The sequence below is a fragment of the Flavobacteriaceae bacterium HL-DH10 genome (genome assembly GCA_031826515.1).
GTDB classification, from domain to species: Bacteria; Bacteroidota; Bacteroidia; order Flavobacteriales; family Flavobacteriaceae; genus Thalassobellus; species Thalassobellus suaedae.
Window position 1 is genome coordinate 570,348 of the sequence record CP134536.1, and the last position, 18,491, is coordinate 588,838.

Annotated in this window: 21 protein-coding genes; 12 read left to right on the forward strand and 9 right to left on the reverse strand. The window is 31.7% G+C overall.

What is annotated here, in order from left to right; translation table 11 throughout:
* Window positions 1-21: 21 nt before the first annotated feature.
* From xylA to RHP49_02480, 8 genes are all read right to left on the reverse strand, one after another.
* Complete coding sequence (gene xylA, locus RHP49_02445; protein ID WNH13120.1) at window positions 22-1,347, reverse strand: xylose isomerase; 1,326 nt, start codon at window positions 1,345-1,347, stop codon at window positions 22-24.
* A gap of 110 nt (window positions 1,348-1,457) precedes the next feature.
* A complete protein-coding gene (locus tag RHP49_02450) occupies window positions 1,458-2,942 on the reverse strand; it encodes an FGGY family carbohydrate kinase (protein ID WNH13121.1) in 1,485 nt (494 codons plus the stop codon).
* 3 nt (window positions 2,943-2,945) lie between these two features.
* Window positions 2,946-3,938, reverse strand: coding sequence for a GntR family transcriptional regulator (locus tag RHP49_02455; protein WNH13122.1), 993 nt, complete (start codon window positions 3,936-3,938; stop codon window positions 2,946-2,948).
* Window positions 3,939-4,100: 162 nt separating this feature from the next.
* Window positions 4,101-4,370 (reverse strand): hypothetical protein, encoded by a 270-nt coding sequence (locus RHP49_02460; GenBank protein ID WNH13123.1) that lies wholly within the window; start codon window positions 4,368-4,370, stop codon window positions 4,101-4,103.
* A gap of 179 nt (window positions 4,371-4,549) precedes the next feature.
* Window positions 4,550-4,945: a rhodanese-like domain-containing protein gene (locus tag RHP49_02465; protein WNH13124.1), complete on the reverse strand. Its 396-nt coding sequence runs from the start codon at window positions 4,943-4,945 to the stop codon at window positions 4,550-4,552.
* Between the two features lie 101 nt (window positions 4,946-5,046).
* A complete protein-coding gene (locus RHP49_02470; GenBank protein ID WNH13125.1) occupies window positions 5,047-5,364 on the reverse strand; it encodes a rhodanese-like domain-containing protein in 318 nt (105 codons plus the stop codon).
* 108 nt (window positions 5,365-5,472) lie between these two features.
* A complete protein-coding gene (locus tag RHP49_02475) occupies window positions 5,473-6,093 on the reverse strand; it encodes a thioredoxin family protein (GenBank protein ID WNH13126.1) in 621 nt (206 codons plus the stop codon).
* Between the two features lie 10 nt (window positions 6,094-6,103).
* Entirely contained in the window at window positions 6,104-6,658 is a 555-nt protein-coding gene (locus RHP49_02480; GenBank protein WNH13127.1) for a TlpA disulfide reductase family protein, read from the reverse strand.
* A gap of 304 nt (window positions 6,659-6,962) precedes the next feature.
* On the opposite strand from RHP49_02480, the gene RHP49_02485 reads away from it, so the two are divergent.
* The 12 genes from RHP49_02485 to RHP49_02540 all read left to right on the forward strand — a co-directional run bounded on the left by RHP49_02485 (window position 6,963) and on the right by RHP49_02540 (window position 16,957).
* Window positions 6,963-8,369, forward strand: a complete 1,407-nt coding sequence (locus RHP49_02485) for an anthranilate synthase component I family protein (GenBank protein ID WNH13128.1) — start codon at window positions 6,963-6,965, stop codon at window positions 8,367-8,369.
* A 281-nt stretch (window positions 8,370-8,650) separates the two neighbouring features.
* Window positions 8,651-9,217 carry an aminodeoxychorismate/anthranilate synthase component II gene (locus RHP49_02490; GenBank protein WNH13129.1) on the forward strand — a complete coding sequence of 189 codons (567 nt, stop codon included), beginning with the start codon at window positions 8,651-8,653 and terminating at the stop codon, window positions 9,215-9,217.
* Between the two features lie 7 nt (window positions 9,218-9,224).
* On the forward strand, window positions 9,225-10,217 hold the full coding sequence (trpD, locus tag RHP49_02495; GenBank protein ID WNH13130.1) for an anthranilate phosphoribosyltransferase: 993 nt from the start codon (window positions 9,225-9,227) through the stop codon (window positions 10,215-10,217).
* 271 nt (window positions 10,218-10,488) lie between these two features.
* Window positions 10,489-11,274, forward strand: coding sequence for an indole-3-glycerol phosphate synthase TrpC (gene trpC / locus RHP49_02500; protein WNH13131.1), 786 nt, complete (start codon window positions 10,489-10,491; stop codon window positions 11,272-11,274).
* Between the two features lie 109 nt (window positions 11,275-11,383).
* Entirely contained in the window at window positions 11,384-11,989 is a 606-nt protein-coding gene (locus tag RHP49_02505) for a phosphoribosylanthranilate isomerase (protein WNH13132.1), read from the forward strand.
* A gap of 67 nt (window positions 11,990-12,056) precedes the next feature.
* Complete coding sequence (gene trpB / locus RHP49_02510; GenBank protein ID WNH13133.1) at window positions 12,057-13,238, forward strand: tryptophan synthase subunit beta; 1,182 nt, start codon at window positions 12,057-12,059, stop codon at window positions 13,236-13,238.
* Between the two features lie 50 nt (window positions 13,239-13,288).
* Window positions 13,289-13,573, forward strand: coding sequence for a GIY-YIG nuclease family protein (locus RHP49_02515; protein WNH13134.1), 285 nt, complete (start codon window positions 13,289-13,291; stop codon window positions 13,571-13,573).
* Between the two features lie 54 nt (window positions 13,574-13,627).
* On the forward strand, window positions 13,628-14,392 hold the full coding sequence (trpA, locus tag RHP49_02520) for a tryptophan synthase subunit alpha (protein ID WNH13135.1): 765 nt from the start codon (window positions 13,628-13,630) through the stop codon (window positions 14,390-14,392).
* Between the two features lie 36 nt (window positions 14,393-14,428).
* Window positions 14,429-14,842 (forward strand): DUF805 domain-containing protein, encoded by a 414-nt coding sequence (locus RHP49_02525; protein WNH13136.1) that lies wholly within the window; start codon window positions 14,429-14,431, stop codon window positions 14,840-14,842.
* Window positions 14,843-14,921: 79 nt separating this feature from the next.
* Window positions 14,922-15,146: a hypothetical protein gene (locus RHP49_02530; GenBank protein WNH13137.1), complete on the forward strand. Its 225-nt coding sequence runs from the start codon at window positions 14,922-14,924 to the stop codon at window positions 15,144-15,146.
* Window positions 15,136-15,588 carry a tRNA (cytidine(34)-2'-O)-methyltransferase gene (locus tag RHP49_02535; GenBank protein WNH13138.1) on the forward strand — a complete coding sequence of 151 codons (453 nt, stop codon included), beginning with the start codon at window positions 15,136-15,138 and terminating at the stop codon, window positions 15,586-15,588. The genes RHP49_02530 and RHP49_02535 overlap by 11 nt, the downstream gene beginning before the upstream one ends.
* Before the next feature lie 232 nt (window positions 15,589-15,820).
* Complete coding sequence (locus RHP49_02540) at window positions 15,821-16,957, forward strand: WG repeat-containing protein (protein ID WNH13139.1); 1,137 nt, start codon at window positions 15,821-15,823, stop codon at window positions 16,955-16,957.
* 63 nt (window positions 16,958-17,020) lie between these two features.
* Here the strand turns inward: RHP49_02540 and RHP49_02545 are convergent, their stop codons facing one another.
* Window positions 17,021-18,481, reverse strand: a complete 1,461-nt coding sequence (locus RHP49_02545) for an aminoacyl-histidine dipeptidase (GenBank protein ID WNH13140.1) — start codon at window positions 18,479-18,481, stop codon at window positions 17,021-17,023.
* Between the last annotated feature and the right edge of the window lie 10 nt (window positions 18,482-18,491).

Consider the following 18,491-nt stretch of genomic DNA (forward strand, 5'->3'; position numbering starts at 1 on the left):
TTTTATTGAAATTACTAGTGTTTAAATATATTGATTGATAATATTTTCAAACAATTCTTGTTTTCCACTTTTTAGTGATAATTCGCCGTTATCTTGAGCTATTTTATATAAGTCTTCCAACCCTAATTCACCTGCTTCAAAGGCTTTTCCTTTACCAGAATCAAAAGAAGCATAACGCTCTGTTCTTAATTTTTCATAAGGAGACGATGTTATAATCTTATCTGCAATTAGTAAAGCACGAGCAAAGGTATCGGCTCCACCAATATGAGCATGGAATACATCTTCTAAATCGGTTGAATTTCTTCTAATTTTAGCATCAAAATTAACACCACCACCTTGTAAGCCACCTGCTTTTAGGAATACTAACATCGCTTCGGTTGTTTCTTGTATATTGTTTGGAAACTGATCTGTATCCCATCCGTTTTGGTAATCGCCACGGTTAGCATCTAAACTTCCTAACATACCTGCTTTTGCAGCGACTTCAATTTCGTGTTGAAAGGTGTGTTGTGCTAAAGTCGCGTGATTGACTTCTATATTTATTTTAAAATCTTTATCTAAACCATATTCTTTTAAGAAACCGATAGCTGTAGCCGAATCAAAATCATACTGATGCTTTGAAGGTTCCATAGGTTTTGGCTCGATAAAGAAATTTCCTTTAAATCCATTTGCTCTAGCATAATCTCTAGCCATGGTTAAAAATTGTGCCATATGGTCTAACTCACGACCCATATCTGTATTTAATAAAGACATGTAGCCCTCACGACCACCCCAGAACACATAGTTTTCACCATTTAATGCCATGGTAGCATCTAAAGCTAATTTTACTTGTCCGCCTGCTCTAGCAACCACATCAAACTCTGGATTTGTAGAAGCACCGTTCATATAACGCGGGTTAGAAAAACAGTTTGCAGTTCCCCATAGTAATTTCACACCTGAAGCCGCTTGCTTTTGCTTTAAATACTCTGTAATAGTTGCTAATCTGCTTTCTGATTCTCCAAACGTTGCACCTTCTCTAATTAAATCGAAATCGTGAAAACAGTAATAACCAAATCCCATTTTAGTTATAAACTCAAAAGCAGCATCTGCTTTATCTTTTGCTGCTTGAATGGCATCAGAAGATTTGTCCCACTCAAAACTCTGTGTTCCCGGACCAAATGGATCTGACCCTTGTCCGCAGAATGTATGCCAGTATGCAACCGAAAATTTAAAATGTTCACGCATGGTTTTTCCTGCGACTACTTGGTCGGGATTGTAATACTTGAATGCTAATGGATTGTCTGATTCTTTTCCTTCAAACTTAATATCTCCTATGCCTTTGTAATACTCTTTGTTTCCTATAATTGCCATTTTGTTTATGTATTAAATTATTTATCTATTTTTTGTTTGTTTTGTTTATTGCTACTACATGCGTTAAGGATTAAGTCCCGATAGCTATCGGGAGTAGTAACGCCCTAATGTTATTTATTTAAAATGAGTTCTAATTCTTTTTTCCAGTTATTATACGCTTTTAAGTATGGTTCTTTATCTTTAAACGGCATGAATGTCATAACGTGATCGTTGTCTATAATAGCCTTTCCAAAAGTTTCAAAATCGCCTTTATGTAAATGTGCCGCTCTTGCTGCACCAATAGCACCAGTGGTATTATAAATTTCTATTTCTTGCTCTATTAGAGTCGCCACCGTATTTGCAAAAATTTCGGAGCGGAATAAATTATCATTTCCTGCTCTAATAACTTTGGTTTTTATACCATCAGATTTTAAAATCTCCATACCGTATACAAATGAAAATGCAATACCTTCTAATGCTGCCCGACATACGTGACCTTTATGATGGTTATTCAAGTTAATATTTACAAGACGTGTACCTATTTCTTTATTATTCAGCATACGCTCAGCACCGTTTCCAAAAGGAATTAAGCAAACACCATCTGATCCTACAGAAATATCTGTTGCCAAATTATTCATCTCTTCATAAGAACTTACAGCTAAATTATTTAATAACCAACGGTACTGTATTCCTGCACCATTAATACAAAGTAATTTTCCTATTCGTGCAGCAGCTCCTTTTTTATAATTAACATGTGCAAAATTGTTAACGCGTGCGCTTTCTTTTACAGATAAACTATCGGTAACTGCATATACCACACCTGATGTACCTCCTGTTGCAGCGACCTCTCCTGGATTAAAAACATTTAAGGATAACGCATTATTAGGCTGATCGCCAGCTCTATAATAAATAGGGGTTCCTGCAGCAATTCCTGATGCTTCTTCTCCTTTTTCATCGACCACCGATTGTACTCCAAAAGTTTCAACAATATCTGGAACAAGTGATTTATCTATTCCATAATGTTCTAAAAGAAAATCGGCTACTTCATCTTTTTTGAAATCCCAAAAAATGCCTTCAGACAATCCTGAAATGGTTGTATTTATGGTGTTTGAAAACTTATAGGCAATGTAATCGCCAGGTAACATAAATTTATAAATATTTTCATAAACCTCTGGTTCATTATCTTTTACCCATTTTAATTTAGAAGCGGTAAAATTTGCTGGTGAGTTTAATAAGCTTTCTGAACAAGTATCTTCGCCTATCGATTGAAAGGCTTTATTACCAATCTCTACGGCACGACTATCGCACCAAATAATACTCTTACGAAGCGGATTCCCTTCCTTATCTACCAATACCAAACCGTGCATTTGATACGAAATACCGATCCCTTTTATTTGAGTTCTACTTACGTTATATTGTTTCTTTAAACTGGTTATGGCAGTACAAATATGTTGCCACCAATCGTTTGGTTTTTGTTCCGCCCAACCATTTTTTTGAGCAAACATGCTCATTTCTTCTTTTGGTTCCTGTACAACGCCTATACTTTTACCTGTAGCAATTTCTACTAAAGCAGCTTTAATAGACGAGCTTCCTATATCTAATCCTAAATAATACATAGTTTATAATGATTCTCTTAATATTAGTTTGGTTGGAATGTAACACTGCATCGTTTCATCGTTGCTAATAAACTCTGCAGTTTTATTTCCTATTTCTTTAAAATCTGTTGAAATAACAGATATACCTTTATATATAAATTTTTTCATGGGTGTTTCGTTGTAAGACAAAAAACCTACATCTGTTCCTGGTTCTAAATTTAGCTCTCGACTTTGTTCTAAAAACACACCTAATATTCTATCGCTTACACTTATATACGCTTCTCCTTTTTTAATATTAAAGTTGTTTGTTTCTGTAACAACCTTAAACTTTAAATGATGCGTTTCACAAAACTTTTTAAAATAAGCTATAGTTTCTATGGGATGATAAGTAAAGTCTGGATATACAAAAACTATCTTTTTATATTTTTTAAAGACTGTTTTAGCGTCTTCTAAACATTTGTAAAATGACATTCCAAAATCTTGAAACACAAAATTATTAGTAGGTTTAGAATGTATGTTCCAATCTATTAAGAGTAACTTACTATCATCAATCTCAGATAATACATTAAAAACTTCTTTATTATCGAAACTCATAACAACATACTTATAATACTTCCCCTTACTATTATTTATAATAGTTTTAAAATTATTAATATTATAATGATGAAATTGCACATCAACAATAACTTTCTTTGGTAAATTATTGACAAATGAATGATACAAAACTTCTTTATATGCTTTAAAAGTATCTAAAACCAAAAGCACCTTCCTAGTATCATTTGCAACATAATACCCTTTATTTGGCACAGACTCAATAATATTTTGCTCTTTTAAAATAGAATATGATTTAAAAACCGTATCTCTAGACAAGCTATAGGTATTACAAATTGCATTAACAGAAGGTAAAGCGTCACCACTTGATAATGTATTATTAGCAAGAGCATTATTTATAGCGTTTACCAATTGCTGATACTTTGGAATCTCACTATTAATATTTATATCAAAATTAATTTTCATGACAACCGTTCTGTTCTGTTCTGGTTGTCAAAAATATAAAATAATTTGCAAAATAAAACGATTATTATTTTATTAATCTGAATTTTTAATATTAAGCATAAAAAAAACCATCTAAACATATATGTTTAGATGGTTTTTAAATGTATTTAAAAAACGAAAGTATTAACTAACCTTCTGTTTATTTTTCATTTTTTCTAAAAGCATTAACTCATGATGAATTTCTTCTTTACGATCATTAAATTTCTTAACCTTCTCATCAATTATTTTTTGCTTTTCAAGTCTTTCTTGTTTTCTTAATTCTTCTTTTGCGACTAATCTTTTAGCCTCTCTTTTTTGCCTAATCTTTTCAATAGAAACTGAAAAATAAGCATATCCATACATACTTAAAAATAACAAGGCAATTATTCCTAATATTACATAACCGTTTTCCATATCTTCTTTTAAATTAAATAATTATAATTCTATTAATTAGGCTAAAACATTTGCTTAATAAAACTTATGTAAAATTAAAAAAAAGAAACTTTCAATTATAATATAAAAGGTGAATTACTTAAAAAAAAGATAAAAGTTTAAAAAACATTAAAAATAACATTAATTTATTAACAACTTATCTATTTTACAGTTCTAAGTCCTTGAGATTTCCAATTTAAAAAACCACCTTCTAAGTCATATATTTTAGTAAAACCAGCATCCAAAAACACATTCACACTTTTACCACTACGTCCTCCAGATTTACAATAAACAAATACTGGTTTCGATTTATTTAGTTTACTTATTTCTTCCTTAAACGTAGGAGAAAAAAAATCTATATTTTGAGCATTATCAATAAAACCTTCGCTAAACTCTTTAGGCGTTCTAACATCTATTAGCTGAACTGAATCAACTTCTAAAAAAACTTGCATCTCTTTAGGCGAAATAACTTTTACGAATTCTTGGTTTGAAACCTTTTTGCAGCCTGAACCTAAACTAATTATTACAATCCAAAAATAGAGAACTAAATATTTCATGTGTTTATAATTATTGTTTTTTTATCGGTCACATGTAACATTCATTTAATCATTTCCTTGGGTATAGAAAATTTAGTTATGAATATTTCATGAGATTTGTTTTAATCTAAATCGACAACATCTCCAGTCCATTCTAACATGCCACCTTCAAGGTTGTATGCGTTTTCAAAACCTAGTTCCTCCATAATATTACATGCTTGTCCGCTTCTGTTTCCTGAACGACAATACACATAATAGTTTTTACTTTTATCTAACTCTTCTATTTCATTTATAAAATCTTGACCTTTATAAATGTCTATATGAATAGCATTTGGTATAATACCATCTGCTACCTCTGCATCTGTTCTAACATCCAATACAACCGCATTATCATCGTTTGCTAGTTGTTCTGACCATTCTTCCTGTGTTAAATCTTCCATATTGTTTTTAAATAATTTTGTATTATACAAAATTAATACTTCTTAAACTATAGACGAAAAAAAAACCGAAGTATTACTCTTCAGTTTTTTTTATAAAATTTCAAATAATTAGGCCTTAATTGAGCATCCAATTGCTTTTGTTTCTTTCTCTTTCACTTCATTACCTTCAAGTAAAGCATCTACTGCTGCTTCTACATATTTAGTTGTTACTGCTGAAGCATCTTTATAGTTATCATCAATAGCTCCTATATATTTTACGACATTTCCTTTATCTGATTTTTGAAGTACAAACATATGTGGGGTTTTAGTTGCGCCATATTTAGGATAAACGGTTTGCTCTTCATCTATTAAATAAGGAAACGTAAAACCTTTACTTTCTGCTCTATCCTTCATGGCTTCTAAATTATCTCCTGGCTTTATATCTGTATTATTAGGCATTATTGCAATTACAGGATAGCCTTTACTGGCGTACTTTTTATCTAAAGCAACAATTCTATTTTCATAAGCCACCGCAAAAGGGCAAGTATTACAAGTGAAAGTTACAATAAACCCTTTAGCATCATTATAATCTGATAAAGACACCATATTTCCATCTACATTTTTAAGTGAGAAATCCGCAGCTACATCTCCTATTTTATAACCATCGTTAGGAGTTGGTTTGTTGATTGTAAAAGCACTAACACATAATAGAATTGCAAAAGCAGATAATAGTTTAATTGTTTTTTTCATCTTTTTATATTTAATTGTTTTTATCTAAAAATAATTTTAATTCGGTGTCTAATTCCTCAAATGAAAATGACTGCTCAAAGAATTTTCTTGTATCGTTTTTATAAATAATAGTGGCAGGAATAGAGCCAGACCACGAAGCATCGACCTGAGGAATCCAGGTATTCATATCAGCATCATCTAAAGCAATCACTTTAGATTTTAATTTATTATCTATAATGAAAGGTTTTAATTTCTTTTCATATAAATGCGGAAAATCTAAACTTACTAAAATTACCTTAACATTTTTATTAGCATATTTTGCATTTAATTTTTCGAATGAAGGCAACTCTTTTACACAAGGCGCACACCAAGTTGCCCAGAAATTAATCACATAAATAGTATCATCACTCTTGTTTAAAAACTTTTTAAAACCATTAAAATCATAAACTTCTAAATCAGTATTACCTACATTAGCATTATCAATTACTGACTCTACATTCGTTTTAACAGCAACATCCTGATTTGTTTTTTTGTCTATACAACTAACCATTATAAGAATGGCAACAAATAATATCTTTAGTTTCATAATCATAAAAATAACCTATAGTGTATTGCATAAAAAACACTTTAACAAACTTTTAGATAAAAAACACATCAAAGTATTGTGTAATTATATTTTCATTTCTATATTTGAACCAGTAAAAAAACAAAAAATGAATACAATTTTAAATAATACTTGGTGGTGGTGCTTTCGAAACTAATGTTCGTGAAGTAAAATCCTAGTATATTTAAAACTTAAAATATCCAAAAGGCTTGTCATTCACGACAAGCCTTTTTTTATATTAAAATAATTTTCATTTTCGCTTAAGCGAAAATATTAAAAACATTAAATGGAAAAATTCAGTCTTTATACGCATCACAAAAAAATTTTAACAGATACCATTACACCTGTTTCTGTTTATTATAAAATACGTGATAAATACCCCAATAGTATTCTTTTAGAAAGTGGAGATTACCACAGAAGTCATAAAAACTTCTCATACATCTGTTTCAATCCTATTGCTACCATAAAGATTGAAAATGAGGTTATTTCTCAAACCTTTCCAGATGGAAGTTCAACAACTTTAAACATCACAGAAGATATTAATGTTGCTAATGAAATCCATAAATTCACAAAAAAATTTGATGTCAATTCTGACGAAAATTTTAAATTCATTAACAATGGTATTTTTGGTTATACCGCTTATGATGCTGTTAGATATTTTGAAGACGTAGAAATTAGCAAAAAAGACGATTCTGTTATCATTCCAGATGTATATTACGCCGTCTACAAAAACATAATTGCTATTAATCATTTTAAAAATGAAGCCTATATTTTTGCGCACTGTTACGAAGACACCGAAAATAATATTCATGACATTGATAAACTTATAAACATTCAAAATTTCGCTTCATATAACTTTAATTCAAAAGGAGCGATTAACTCAAATTTAACCGATGATGAATTTAGAGTGCAAGTTGAATTGGCTAGAAAGCACTGCCAACGTGGAGATGTTTTTCAATTGGTATTATCAAGACGTTTTTCTCAAGAATTTACAGGAGACGATTTTAATGTATATCGTGCATTAAGAAGTGTAAATCCATCTCCTTACTTATTTTATTTTGATTATGGCGATTTTAAAATTTTTGGAAGTTCTCCAGAAGCACAACTTATCGTAGATGATGGTTTAGCCGAAATCCACCCTATTGCAGGAACATTTAAAAGAACTGGAGACGATCATAAAGATGAAATTTTAGCAGAAAAACTTAAAAATGACGATAAAGAAAATGCTGAACACGTCATGCTAGTCGATTTAGCTAGAAACGACTTAAGTCGCCATGGTAGTCAGGTAAAAGTTGTCACCTATCGCGAAGTTCAATTTTTCTCGCATGTCATCCACTTAGTAAGTAAAGTTACAGGGCAAAAACATAAAGAAACCTCAACCATGCAAGTGGTGGCAGATACATTTCCTGCAGGTACTTTAAGCGGTGCTCCTAAACACCGTGCTATGCAACTTATCGAACAATACGAAAAAACAAGCCGTGGCTATTATGGCGGTGCTATTGGTTTTATGGATTTCGATGGTAATTTTAATCACGCCATCATGATTCGTACTTTTTTAAGTAAAAATCATAAACTAAATTGGCAAGCAGGTGCTGGAATGGTTTCAAAATCTAATCAAGAAAATGAATTACAAGAAGTTTATAATAAGTTAGGAGCATTAACCAAAGCAATTAAAGTAGCCGAAGATATTTAAACTTATGAAGCTAAGATAGCAAGTCCGCAGTTGGCAGTAATCAGTTCTCTGTCAGTACTGACAGTTAAGAAAATTAAAAGAACAATTTGAGGACCAAAAATAAAATAGAAGAAAGTCAAATTCCGAAAGCAAATGTTACTCAGGAATTTCATCAGATTGATTTGATTTTTTAACTTGGTAATCCTGAGCGTAGTTAAAGGGTTTTGTGTTAAGGCAAAATGAACAGAATTATAAAAGATTAACTAAAAACAGATTCCTGCCCACGCAGGAATGACAAAAAAATGAAAAAAATATTAGTTATAGACAATTACGATAGCTTCACTTACAATCTTGTACATTACCTAGAAGATTTAAATTGTGATGTTACCGTTGTAAGAAATGATAAATTAGCTTTGGAAGACGTAGAACCTTTTGAAAAAATTGTATTATCACCAGGTCCTGGTATTCCAGATGAAGCAGGTTTATTAAAAGCAATTATTAAAAAATATGCGCCAACAAAAAGCATTTTAGGTGTATGCTTAGGACAACAAGCTATTGGTGAAGTATTTGGTGGATCGCTTGTTAACTTAGACGATGTTTATCATGGCGTAGCAACCAATGTAACCATATGTGTCGATGACGAAGCTTTATTTAATGGTTTAGGAAAAACCATTGAAGTAGGTCGTTATCATTCTTGGGTAGTAAATACTAATTTACCAGATAGTTTAGAAGCTACATCTTTTGATGCAAACGGACAAATCATGTCATTACGACATAAAGAATATGATGTAAAAGGCGTGCAATATCACCCAGAATCGGTATTAACACCAGATGGTAAGAAAATTTTAGAAAACTGGATTAACAGTTAATTTATCTATGAAAGACGTATTAAACAGATTAATAAATCACGAAACCATTTCTAGCGAAGAAGCAAAACAAGTTATTGTTAACATATCAAATGATATGTATAACCAAAGTCAAATTGCATGTTTTCTTTCAGTTTATATGATGCGAAGCATTACTATTGAAGAATTACAAGGATTTAGAGATGCGCTTTTAGAATTGTGTATTCCTATAAACCTAAGCGATTATAACACCATTGATATCGTAGGAACGGGAGGAGATGGTAAAAATACATTCAATATTTCTACACTGTCATCTTTTATTACAGCAGGTGCCGGTGTTCATGTTTCTAAACATGGAAATTACGGGGTATCATCTACATCTGGCTCATCCAATGTCATGGAATCTTTAGGTGTTAAATTCTCTAATAACGAAGATTTTTTAAAGCTGTGTTTAGATAAAGCAGGAATCTGTATTTTACATGCACCACTTTTTCATCCAGCTATGAAAAATGTTGCTCCTATTCGTAAAGAATTAGGTGTTAAAACTTTTTTTAATATGCTAGGTCCTATGGTAAATCCTTCATTCCCTAAAAATCAAATGTTGGGCGTTTATAATTTAGAGCTGTTACGTCTTTATAGCTTTATGTATCAAAATACAGATAAGAATTATAATATTGTTTACGCTTTAGATGGTTATGATGAAATTTCATTAACAGGAAAGGCTAAAATTGTATCTAATCAGTCAGAAATTATTTTTTCACCAGAAGATTTAGGGGTATCACAAATAAAACAAGAGGCTATTTTCGGAGGGAATTCGGTTAAAGAGGCAGCTAATATTTTTGTAAATATTATTAGCGGAAAAGGCACAGAAGCACAAAGCAATGTCGTATGTGCAAATGCAGGACTAGCCATAGCAACCACCAAACAAATTAGTCATAAAGAAGGTTTCGAAATGGCTAAAGAATCTTTGTTTTCAGGAAAAGCAAAAGCAAGTTTAGATAAATTAATTGAATTAAGTCAATAAAGTTGACAGTCACGGTTTTCAGTTAACAGTAACTTAGTCGTGAAAATTAAACAGAAAATAATAATTTGGGATTAACAAAAGCAATAGCAAAAATAGAAGTCCTAAATTCCGATGAAATCGGAAACATCAATCTGCAGAAATAATGAGCGGAGAAATGAAGCTTTAAGCACGAAATTTCATGAACGAATGTTCCGCAGGGATTTCATCAGATTGATTTGATTTTTTGGTTCGTTTTGTATCAAGACAAAATGAACAGAAATAAATTAAAAACATGAATATTTTAGACAAAATAACATTAGATAAAAGAAATGAAGTAGCCCTAAGAAAGCAACTCATTCCAACATCTCAATTAGAACAATCTGTTTTATTTGAAAGACAAACCGTGTCTCTTGCTAAAAACTTACGAAACAGCAAATCTGGAATTATAGCAGAGCATAAAAGACGTTCACCTTCAAAATCTGTAATTAATAACACTTTAAACGTTCAAGATGTTGCAAAAGGTTATGAAAACGCAGGTGTTTGTGGGATGTCTGTTTTAACAGATGGAAAATATTTTGGAGGTTCTTTAGACGATTTACTAACGGCAAGAGCAAGTTGTAGTTTACCATTATTACGTAAAGAGTTCATCATAGACGAGTACCAACTTTTAGAAGCCAAAGCATACGGTGCCGATGTTATTTTGCTAATAGCGGCCATTCTAACTAGAGATGAAATAAAACAATTTTCAGAATTTGCAAAAAGCTTACATCTAGATGTACTTTTAGAAGTACATAACGAAGAAGAATTACACAAATCTATCATGCCTAGTTTAGATATGTTGGGCGTAAACAACAGGAACTTAAAAACGTTTGATGTCAGTTTAGAAACTAGTAAAACATTAAGTACATTAATCCCTAATGACTTTGTGAAAGTTTCTGAAAGCGGCATTAGTAACATTGAAGCCATAAAAGAATTACAACCTTACGGATACCAAGGGTTTTTAATAGGTGAAAATTTCATGAAAACGGATAATCCTGGAGCTAGTGCAACAGAATTTATAAACAAATTAGAAGAATAAGTTTGTCTTTCCGCACTTGTTGCGGAATCCATTATAAATATAAACTAAAATTAAATAGATTCCTGCCTTCGCAGGAATGACAGAAAAGATGAAACTAAAGGTTTGCGGCATGAAATATCAAGATAACATCAAACACGTTGCAGCTTTGCAACCAGATTATCTTGGTTTTATATTTTATGAAAAATCTGCAAGGAATTTTGACACTGTAATTCCTGAATTACCAAAATCAATAAAAAAAACGGGCGTTTTCGTTAATGCAGATTTAGAGTTTGTTCTCGATAAAATAAAAAAGCACAATTTACAAGCTGTTCAATTACACGGAGAAGAATCGCCTGAATATTGTAAAGAACTACAATCCAAAAATATTGAAATCTTTAAAGTATTTTCAATAAAAGATGAATTCGATTTCAGTGTTTTAAAACCCTATGAAGGCATTGTTCATTACTTCCTTTTTGACACCAAAGGAAAACTTCCAGGAGGCAACGGATACACATTCGATTGGACTGTTTTAAATAACTACCCGTCCACTACTCCTTTCTTTTTAAGCGGCGGTATTGGACTAAATCAAATTGAAGATATTAAAAAATTTCAACAGAGCGAAGCTTCAAAGCATTGCTATGCTTTAGATGTAAATAGCAAATTTGAAATAGAACCCGGATTAAAAAACATAGAAGATTTAAAAGAATTTAAACAAAACTTGTCATTCCGCACTTGATACGGAATCGATTATAAATAAAACATAAATTAAACAGATTTCTGCCTCTGCAGAAATGATAGAAATTATGAATTACAACGTAAACGAAAAAGGATACTACGGCGAATTTGGAGGTGCATTCATACCAGAAATGCTCTATCCAAACGTAGAAGAATTACGCCAAAACTATCTAAAAGTTATGGCAGAACCTGATTTTAAAAAGGAGTTCGATCAACTTTTAAAAGATTATGTGGGACGCCCTTCTCCACTCTATTTTGCTAAACGTCTTTCAGAAAAGTATAATACCAAAATTTATTTAAAGCGCGAAGATTTAAATCATACAGGAGCTCACAAAATAAATAATACTATTGGTCAAATTCTAATGGCTAAACGTTTAGGGAAACACCGTATTATTGCTGAAACGGGAGCAGGACAACATGGTGTTGCTACTGCAACGGTTTGTGCTTTAATGGGCTTAGAGTGTATTGTTTATATGGGAGAAATTGATATTGCACGTCAAGCACCAAATGTGGCACGTATGAAAATGCTTGGAGCAACGGTTGTACCAGCATTATCAGGAAGTAGAACTTTAAAAGATGCTACTAATGAAGCCATTCGCGATTGGATTAACAACCCTGTAAACACACATTATATTATTGGTTCTGCTATTGGGCCTCATCCTTATCCTGATATGGTTACACGTTTCCAATCGGTTATTTCAGAAGAAATAAAATGGCAATTAAAGGAACAAGAAGGTAGAGAAAATCCTGATTATGTTGTAGCTTGTATTGGCGGTGGTAGTAACGCTGCAGGTACTTATTACCATTATTTACACGAAGAAGATGTTAAAATTATTGCCGTAGAAGCAGCTGGTTTAGGAGTAGATTCTGGCGAAAGTGCAGCAACTTCTGTTTTAGGAAAAGAAGGCATTATTCACGGTTGTAAAACCATGTTGATGCAAACTAACGACGGACAAATTACTGAACCCTATTCTATTTCAGCTGGCTTAGATTACCCAGGTGTTGGTCCTATGCATGCCCATTTATGCAAAACAGGTCGTGCCGAATTTATGGCCGTTACAGATGACGATGCTATGAATGCTGGTTTAGAGTTATGTAAACTAGAAGGTATTATCCCTGCTATTGAAAGCTCACATGCTTTAGCCATTTTTGAACAAAAAACCTTTAAACCTGAAGATGTTGTTGTAGTGAGTTTATCGGGGCGTGGTGATAAGGATTTGAACAACTATATAGAATATTTTAAAATTTAAGGTTTTTATTTTTTTCATTTCCGCGAAGGCGGAAATATCATAATAAAATAATGGATGTTCATTACGTTTACATATTAACAAATAAAAACCATACAGTATTATATGTTGGTCGAACAAAACAATTAAAAACTAGATTAGTTCAACATAAAAACAATAATTTAAAAACATTTACTGGAAAATACAATGTTGATAAATTGGTCTATTTTGAAACAACCAAATACGTTAATAATTCTATCAAAAGAGAACGACAAATAAAAAAGTGGAATCGAGAATGGAAGATTAATTTAATTAATGGATTAAATCCTGATTGGAAAGATCTTTCAGAATATATATAACAAAAAAGATAAAAAATTCCCTCCTTCGAGGGAATGAAAAAATATTCATTTACAATGAACAGAATAAACACCAAATTACAAGAAGACAAAAAGTTACTGTCTATATATTTTACAGCTGGTTATCCAAGTATGAATGATACCGTTTCCATCATTCAAAATTTAGAAAAAAATGGTGTCGATATGATTGAAATTGGCTTACCATTTAGCGACCCTTTAGCAGATGGCCCAACCATTCAAGCAAGTTCCACTCAAGCTTTAAAAAACGGCATGACATCTGAAGTGCTTTTTAATCAATTAAAAGATATTCGTAAGAACGTATCAATTCCTTTAATCATCATGGGATACTTTAACCCTATGTTTCAATACGGTGTTGAAGCTTTCTGTAAAAAATGTCAGGAAATTGGTATTGATGGGTTAATTATACCCGATTTACCAGTAGATGTATATCATGAAGAATATCAAGCTATTTTTGAAAAATACGGACTCATTAATGTGTTTTTAATCACACCACAAACAAGTGATGAACGCATCAGGTATATCGATTCTATTTCAAACGGATTTATATATATGGTAAGTAGCGCAAGTACAACAGGAACTCAATCTGGTTTTGGAGACGAGCAAACGCAATACTTTGAACGTATTGCAAATATGAACCTGAAAAACCCTCAAGTTATTGGTTTTGGTATTAGTAACAACGAAACATTTACCCAAGCTACAAAATATGCAAAAGGCGCTATAATTGGAAGTGCTTTTGTAAAGCATGTCACAAATGAAGGCATAAATAATATTAATAAATTTGTAAATAATATCTTAAATTAAATATATTTGATTTATAATAATCACTAATCAAAATTTATGAAATGGTATTTAAAAGTAGTAAGAGACAACTACGCTAATTTTAACGGAAGGGCAAGACGCCAAGAGTATTGGATGTTTGTATTATTTAATGCAATATTTATTATAGCAATTGCAACAATTTCTGGCGGTATTGCAAGTGCAACAGATACTCCTGCCTTATTCGGCTTATATGCTATTTATACTTTAGGTGTATTCATTCCAAGTTTAGCTGTAGGTGTTAGAAGACTTCATGATGTTGGTAAAAGTGGATGGTTTTATTTAATAGGATTAATTCCATTTATAGGTGGAATATGGCTTTTTGTATTATTTGTAACCGAAGGTGATAAAGGTCCAAATCAATATGGACCAGACCCAAAAATTGAAAACTCATTAGAAATTGACGAAATAGGAAAGCCTCAAGTTGAAGCATAATATTTCAACTAATATAAAACAAAACCTATTCTGTTTAGAATAGGTTTTTGATTTTATAACTCCTTTGTATTATATGAATATGGCACTAATAAAAAACTGGAAACTCATTGTTTTACTTTGTTTATCTTTAGGCTTAGCTCCTTTTACCCCAGAACCTCATATTGTTGGCAAACTACGCTGGATTATTGGTGGAGCAAAAGACATGCAACTAATGGATTGGTTTGACACATTACTCCATGGCTTCCCTTTTGTATTATTAATACTCATTATTTTTCTAAAAATATTCAAAAAAAATGACGCTTAATATCGTTTTAATAGAACCCGAAATACCTAACAATACTGGTAACATTGGCAGATTAGCTTTGGCTTCTGGTTCTCATTTACACCTTGTAAAACCTTTTGGTTTTGAAATTAATGACACACGTTTAAAACGTGCTGGTTTAGATTATTGGCAACATTTACCTGTTACTTATTACGATAATATTGATGACTTCTTTAATAAAAACAAAGACAAAAAAATGGCATTTCTTTCCAGTCATGGAAATAAATGCCATTGGGATATTCCTTTTGAAGATGACATGTTTTTAATTTTCGGAAAAGAATCGGTTGGCTTACCTAAATCTATTAACGAAACTTATAAGAATTCACTATTCAAAATCCCTTTATATAGCGACCATGTTAGAAGTTTAAATTTAGCAAATGCCGTAAGCATTGTAATTTATGAAGGGTTGAAACAACTTAGGTAAAGCTATTTCATTTAATTAAAATTACAACTATCTTCGTTAAACAACGAATAGATAACGATTTCATATCAGCTAATCGATAATGATTGGAAGTTATTACAGCATACATTTTTCAACAAAAACCCAGTATTAACAATACTTATAATCAAGTGTCGTGTAAATGTCGTGCATAAAACAACATTGATTTTTGGATTGCTTATTGATTGCAGATAATTTTACTTAAAATTCATTTTGAATGGAAACACTAGATTTTGGAAAACAACTAATTAAAATCAGAAAAGCTAGAGGTCTTACACAAACAGATGTTGCAGAAAAATGTAATATTACTACACGCACAATCCAGCGTATTGAGTCTGGAAATGTAAAACCAAGAAGCTCTACTATTAAAATTATTTCTAAAACTTTAGGAGTTGACTTTTTCGAAACTGAAAATCAAAATTCAAAATTGAAAAGCCATACTATTTTATGGTATGTAAAAGATCTCTTTAATTTTAAAACAAATGCAATGAAAAAAATTTCAATCTTATCTACTTCTATTTTAATATTAACGTTTATATGCATCAACATATTTAGTATTGATGCACAATCTAAAACACCTAAAAAAGAAGAGGAAACCGTATTAAAAAGTCAAGACAAAAACCCTAAAAAAGAACAGAATACTAAATTAGAAAATCAACACAGAAAAGTTAATTACACCAAGGACTTCGACGAATTTAAAATCGAAGGAAATTATGTGTTTGTTACAAAAAACAATAAGCATGGTTTGGTTACTCTTGGTGGTAAAATATTAGTTCCCTGCGAATATGATAGGTTTGAAGTTGGAGAAGGTTTTATCGTAACATTAAACGGAAATAAAAAAGGATTAATGAATCTTGATGGAGAAACAATTATTCCTTGCGAATATAATAGATTTGAAATTGAAGGAAGTTTCATTTTTGTTTCTAAATACAACAAGTATGGAATAATAAATCTAGATGGAAAAACAATCATTCCATGTATATATGATAAATTTGAAATTGAAGAAGGCTTTGTTGTTACATTAAATGGAAATAAAAAAGGATTGATGAATCTAGACGGAGAAACGATCATTCCTTGCGAATACCACAGATTTGAAATCGAAGGAAGTTTTGTCTTTGTTTCTAAATACAATGAGCATGGATTAATGAATCTGGATGGAAAAACAATAATTCCTTGCGAGTATGACAAATTTAAAGTTGAAAATAATCTTGTATTTGTCTCAAAACACAATAAACATGGATTGATGAATCTAGATGGAAAAACTATAATCCCTTGCGAGTATGATACTATGACAATTGAAGGAAGTTTTGCCATTATTACAAAAAACGGAAAAACAAAAAGTATACAAATTTAAAAACAACTGATAATCAAAGTTATCAGTTGTTTTTTATTCTTGCTTATTCTAAAAACTCTAATTCTATTTAACAGGAATCTGTTTCAAAATCTCTAAAACAAACTTCCAATATTTTTGAGCAGAAGAAATTTGAGCACGTTCATCTGGTGAGTGTGCACCTTTTATGTTTGGTCCAAAACTAATCATATCCATCTCTGGATAATTGGTTCCAAGAATACCACATTCTAAACCTGCATGACAAGCTGCAACGTGAGCCTCCTCCCCGTTCATATCTTTATAAATCTTTGATAACACTTTTAAAATAGGAGAATCCATATTGGGTGTCCACCCTGGATAATCACCAGAAGCATCGACTTCACAACCTGTAAGCTCGAACGTTGCACGAAGTGTATTTACTAAATCCCATTTAGCACTTTCAACCGAGGAACGTGTTAAGCATCCTATTTTAATATTTCCATCTTTAACAATTACTCGTGCCACATTATTAGATGTTTCTACCAAATCTGGAATATCTGCACTCATTCTGTATACACCATTACACGCAGCATAAATGGCTCTTGTTAAACCTTCTTGAACACCTAAATCCATTATTTTTTCAGGGGTCTCACATTTAGAAACAACAATTTCTAAATTTGGTTCCATGGTTTTTAACTCCGTTTTTATAATAGCTTCTTGTTGCTTCATTTCTAACAAAAAGGCAGCTTCATGAATCGCATCAATAGCCACAATTGCATGACTTTCTCGCGGAATCGCATTACGCAAACTACCACCATCAATTTCTGAAATTCGCAATCCAAAATTTTCAAAACCATCAAATAATACACGATTCATAATTTTATTAGCGTTCCCTAAACCTTCATGAATTTGCATGCCTGAGTGTCCTCCTTGTAAACCTTTAACCGTAATAGTAAATCCAATTTTAAACTCAGGTGTTTCTTCTTCTTCATAACTTCTGGTTGCAGTTACATCTATGCCTCCTGCACAACCAACACCAATTTCATTATCTTCTTCTGTATCTAAATTCAATAAAATCCCACCAGATAACAAACCACCTTTTAAGCCCATAGCACCTGTCATCCCCGTTTCTTCATCAATAGTAAATAAGGCTTCTATAGCTGGATGTTCTATATCAGTACTTTCTAAAATTGCCATAATGGTAGCCACGCCTAAACCGTTATCGGCTCCAAGTGTGGTGCCTTTTGCTTTTACCCAATCGCCATCAACATACATAGCGATACCTTGAGTATCAAAATCAAAATTAGTATCGTTATTTTTTTGATGAACCATATCTAAATGCGATTGCAATACAACAGTGGTTCTATCCTCCATACCTACCGTTGCTGGCTTTTTTATAATAACATTTCCAACTTCATCTACAATGGTTTCAAGGTTTAAACTTTTACCAAAATCTTTCATAAAAGCAATGACGCGTTCTTCTTTTTTTGAAGGTCGCGGAACAGCATTTAAATCTGCAAATTTATTCCAAAGTTCTTGCGGTTGAAGTTGTCTTATTTCTGAGCTCATGAGTTATTTT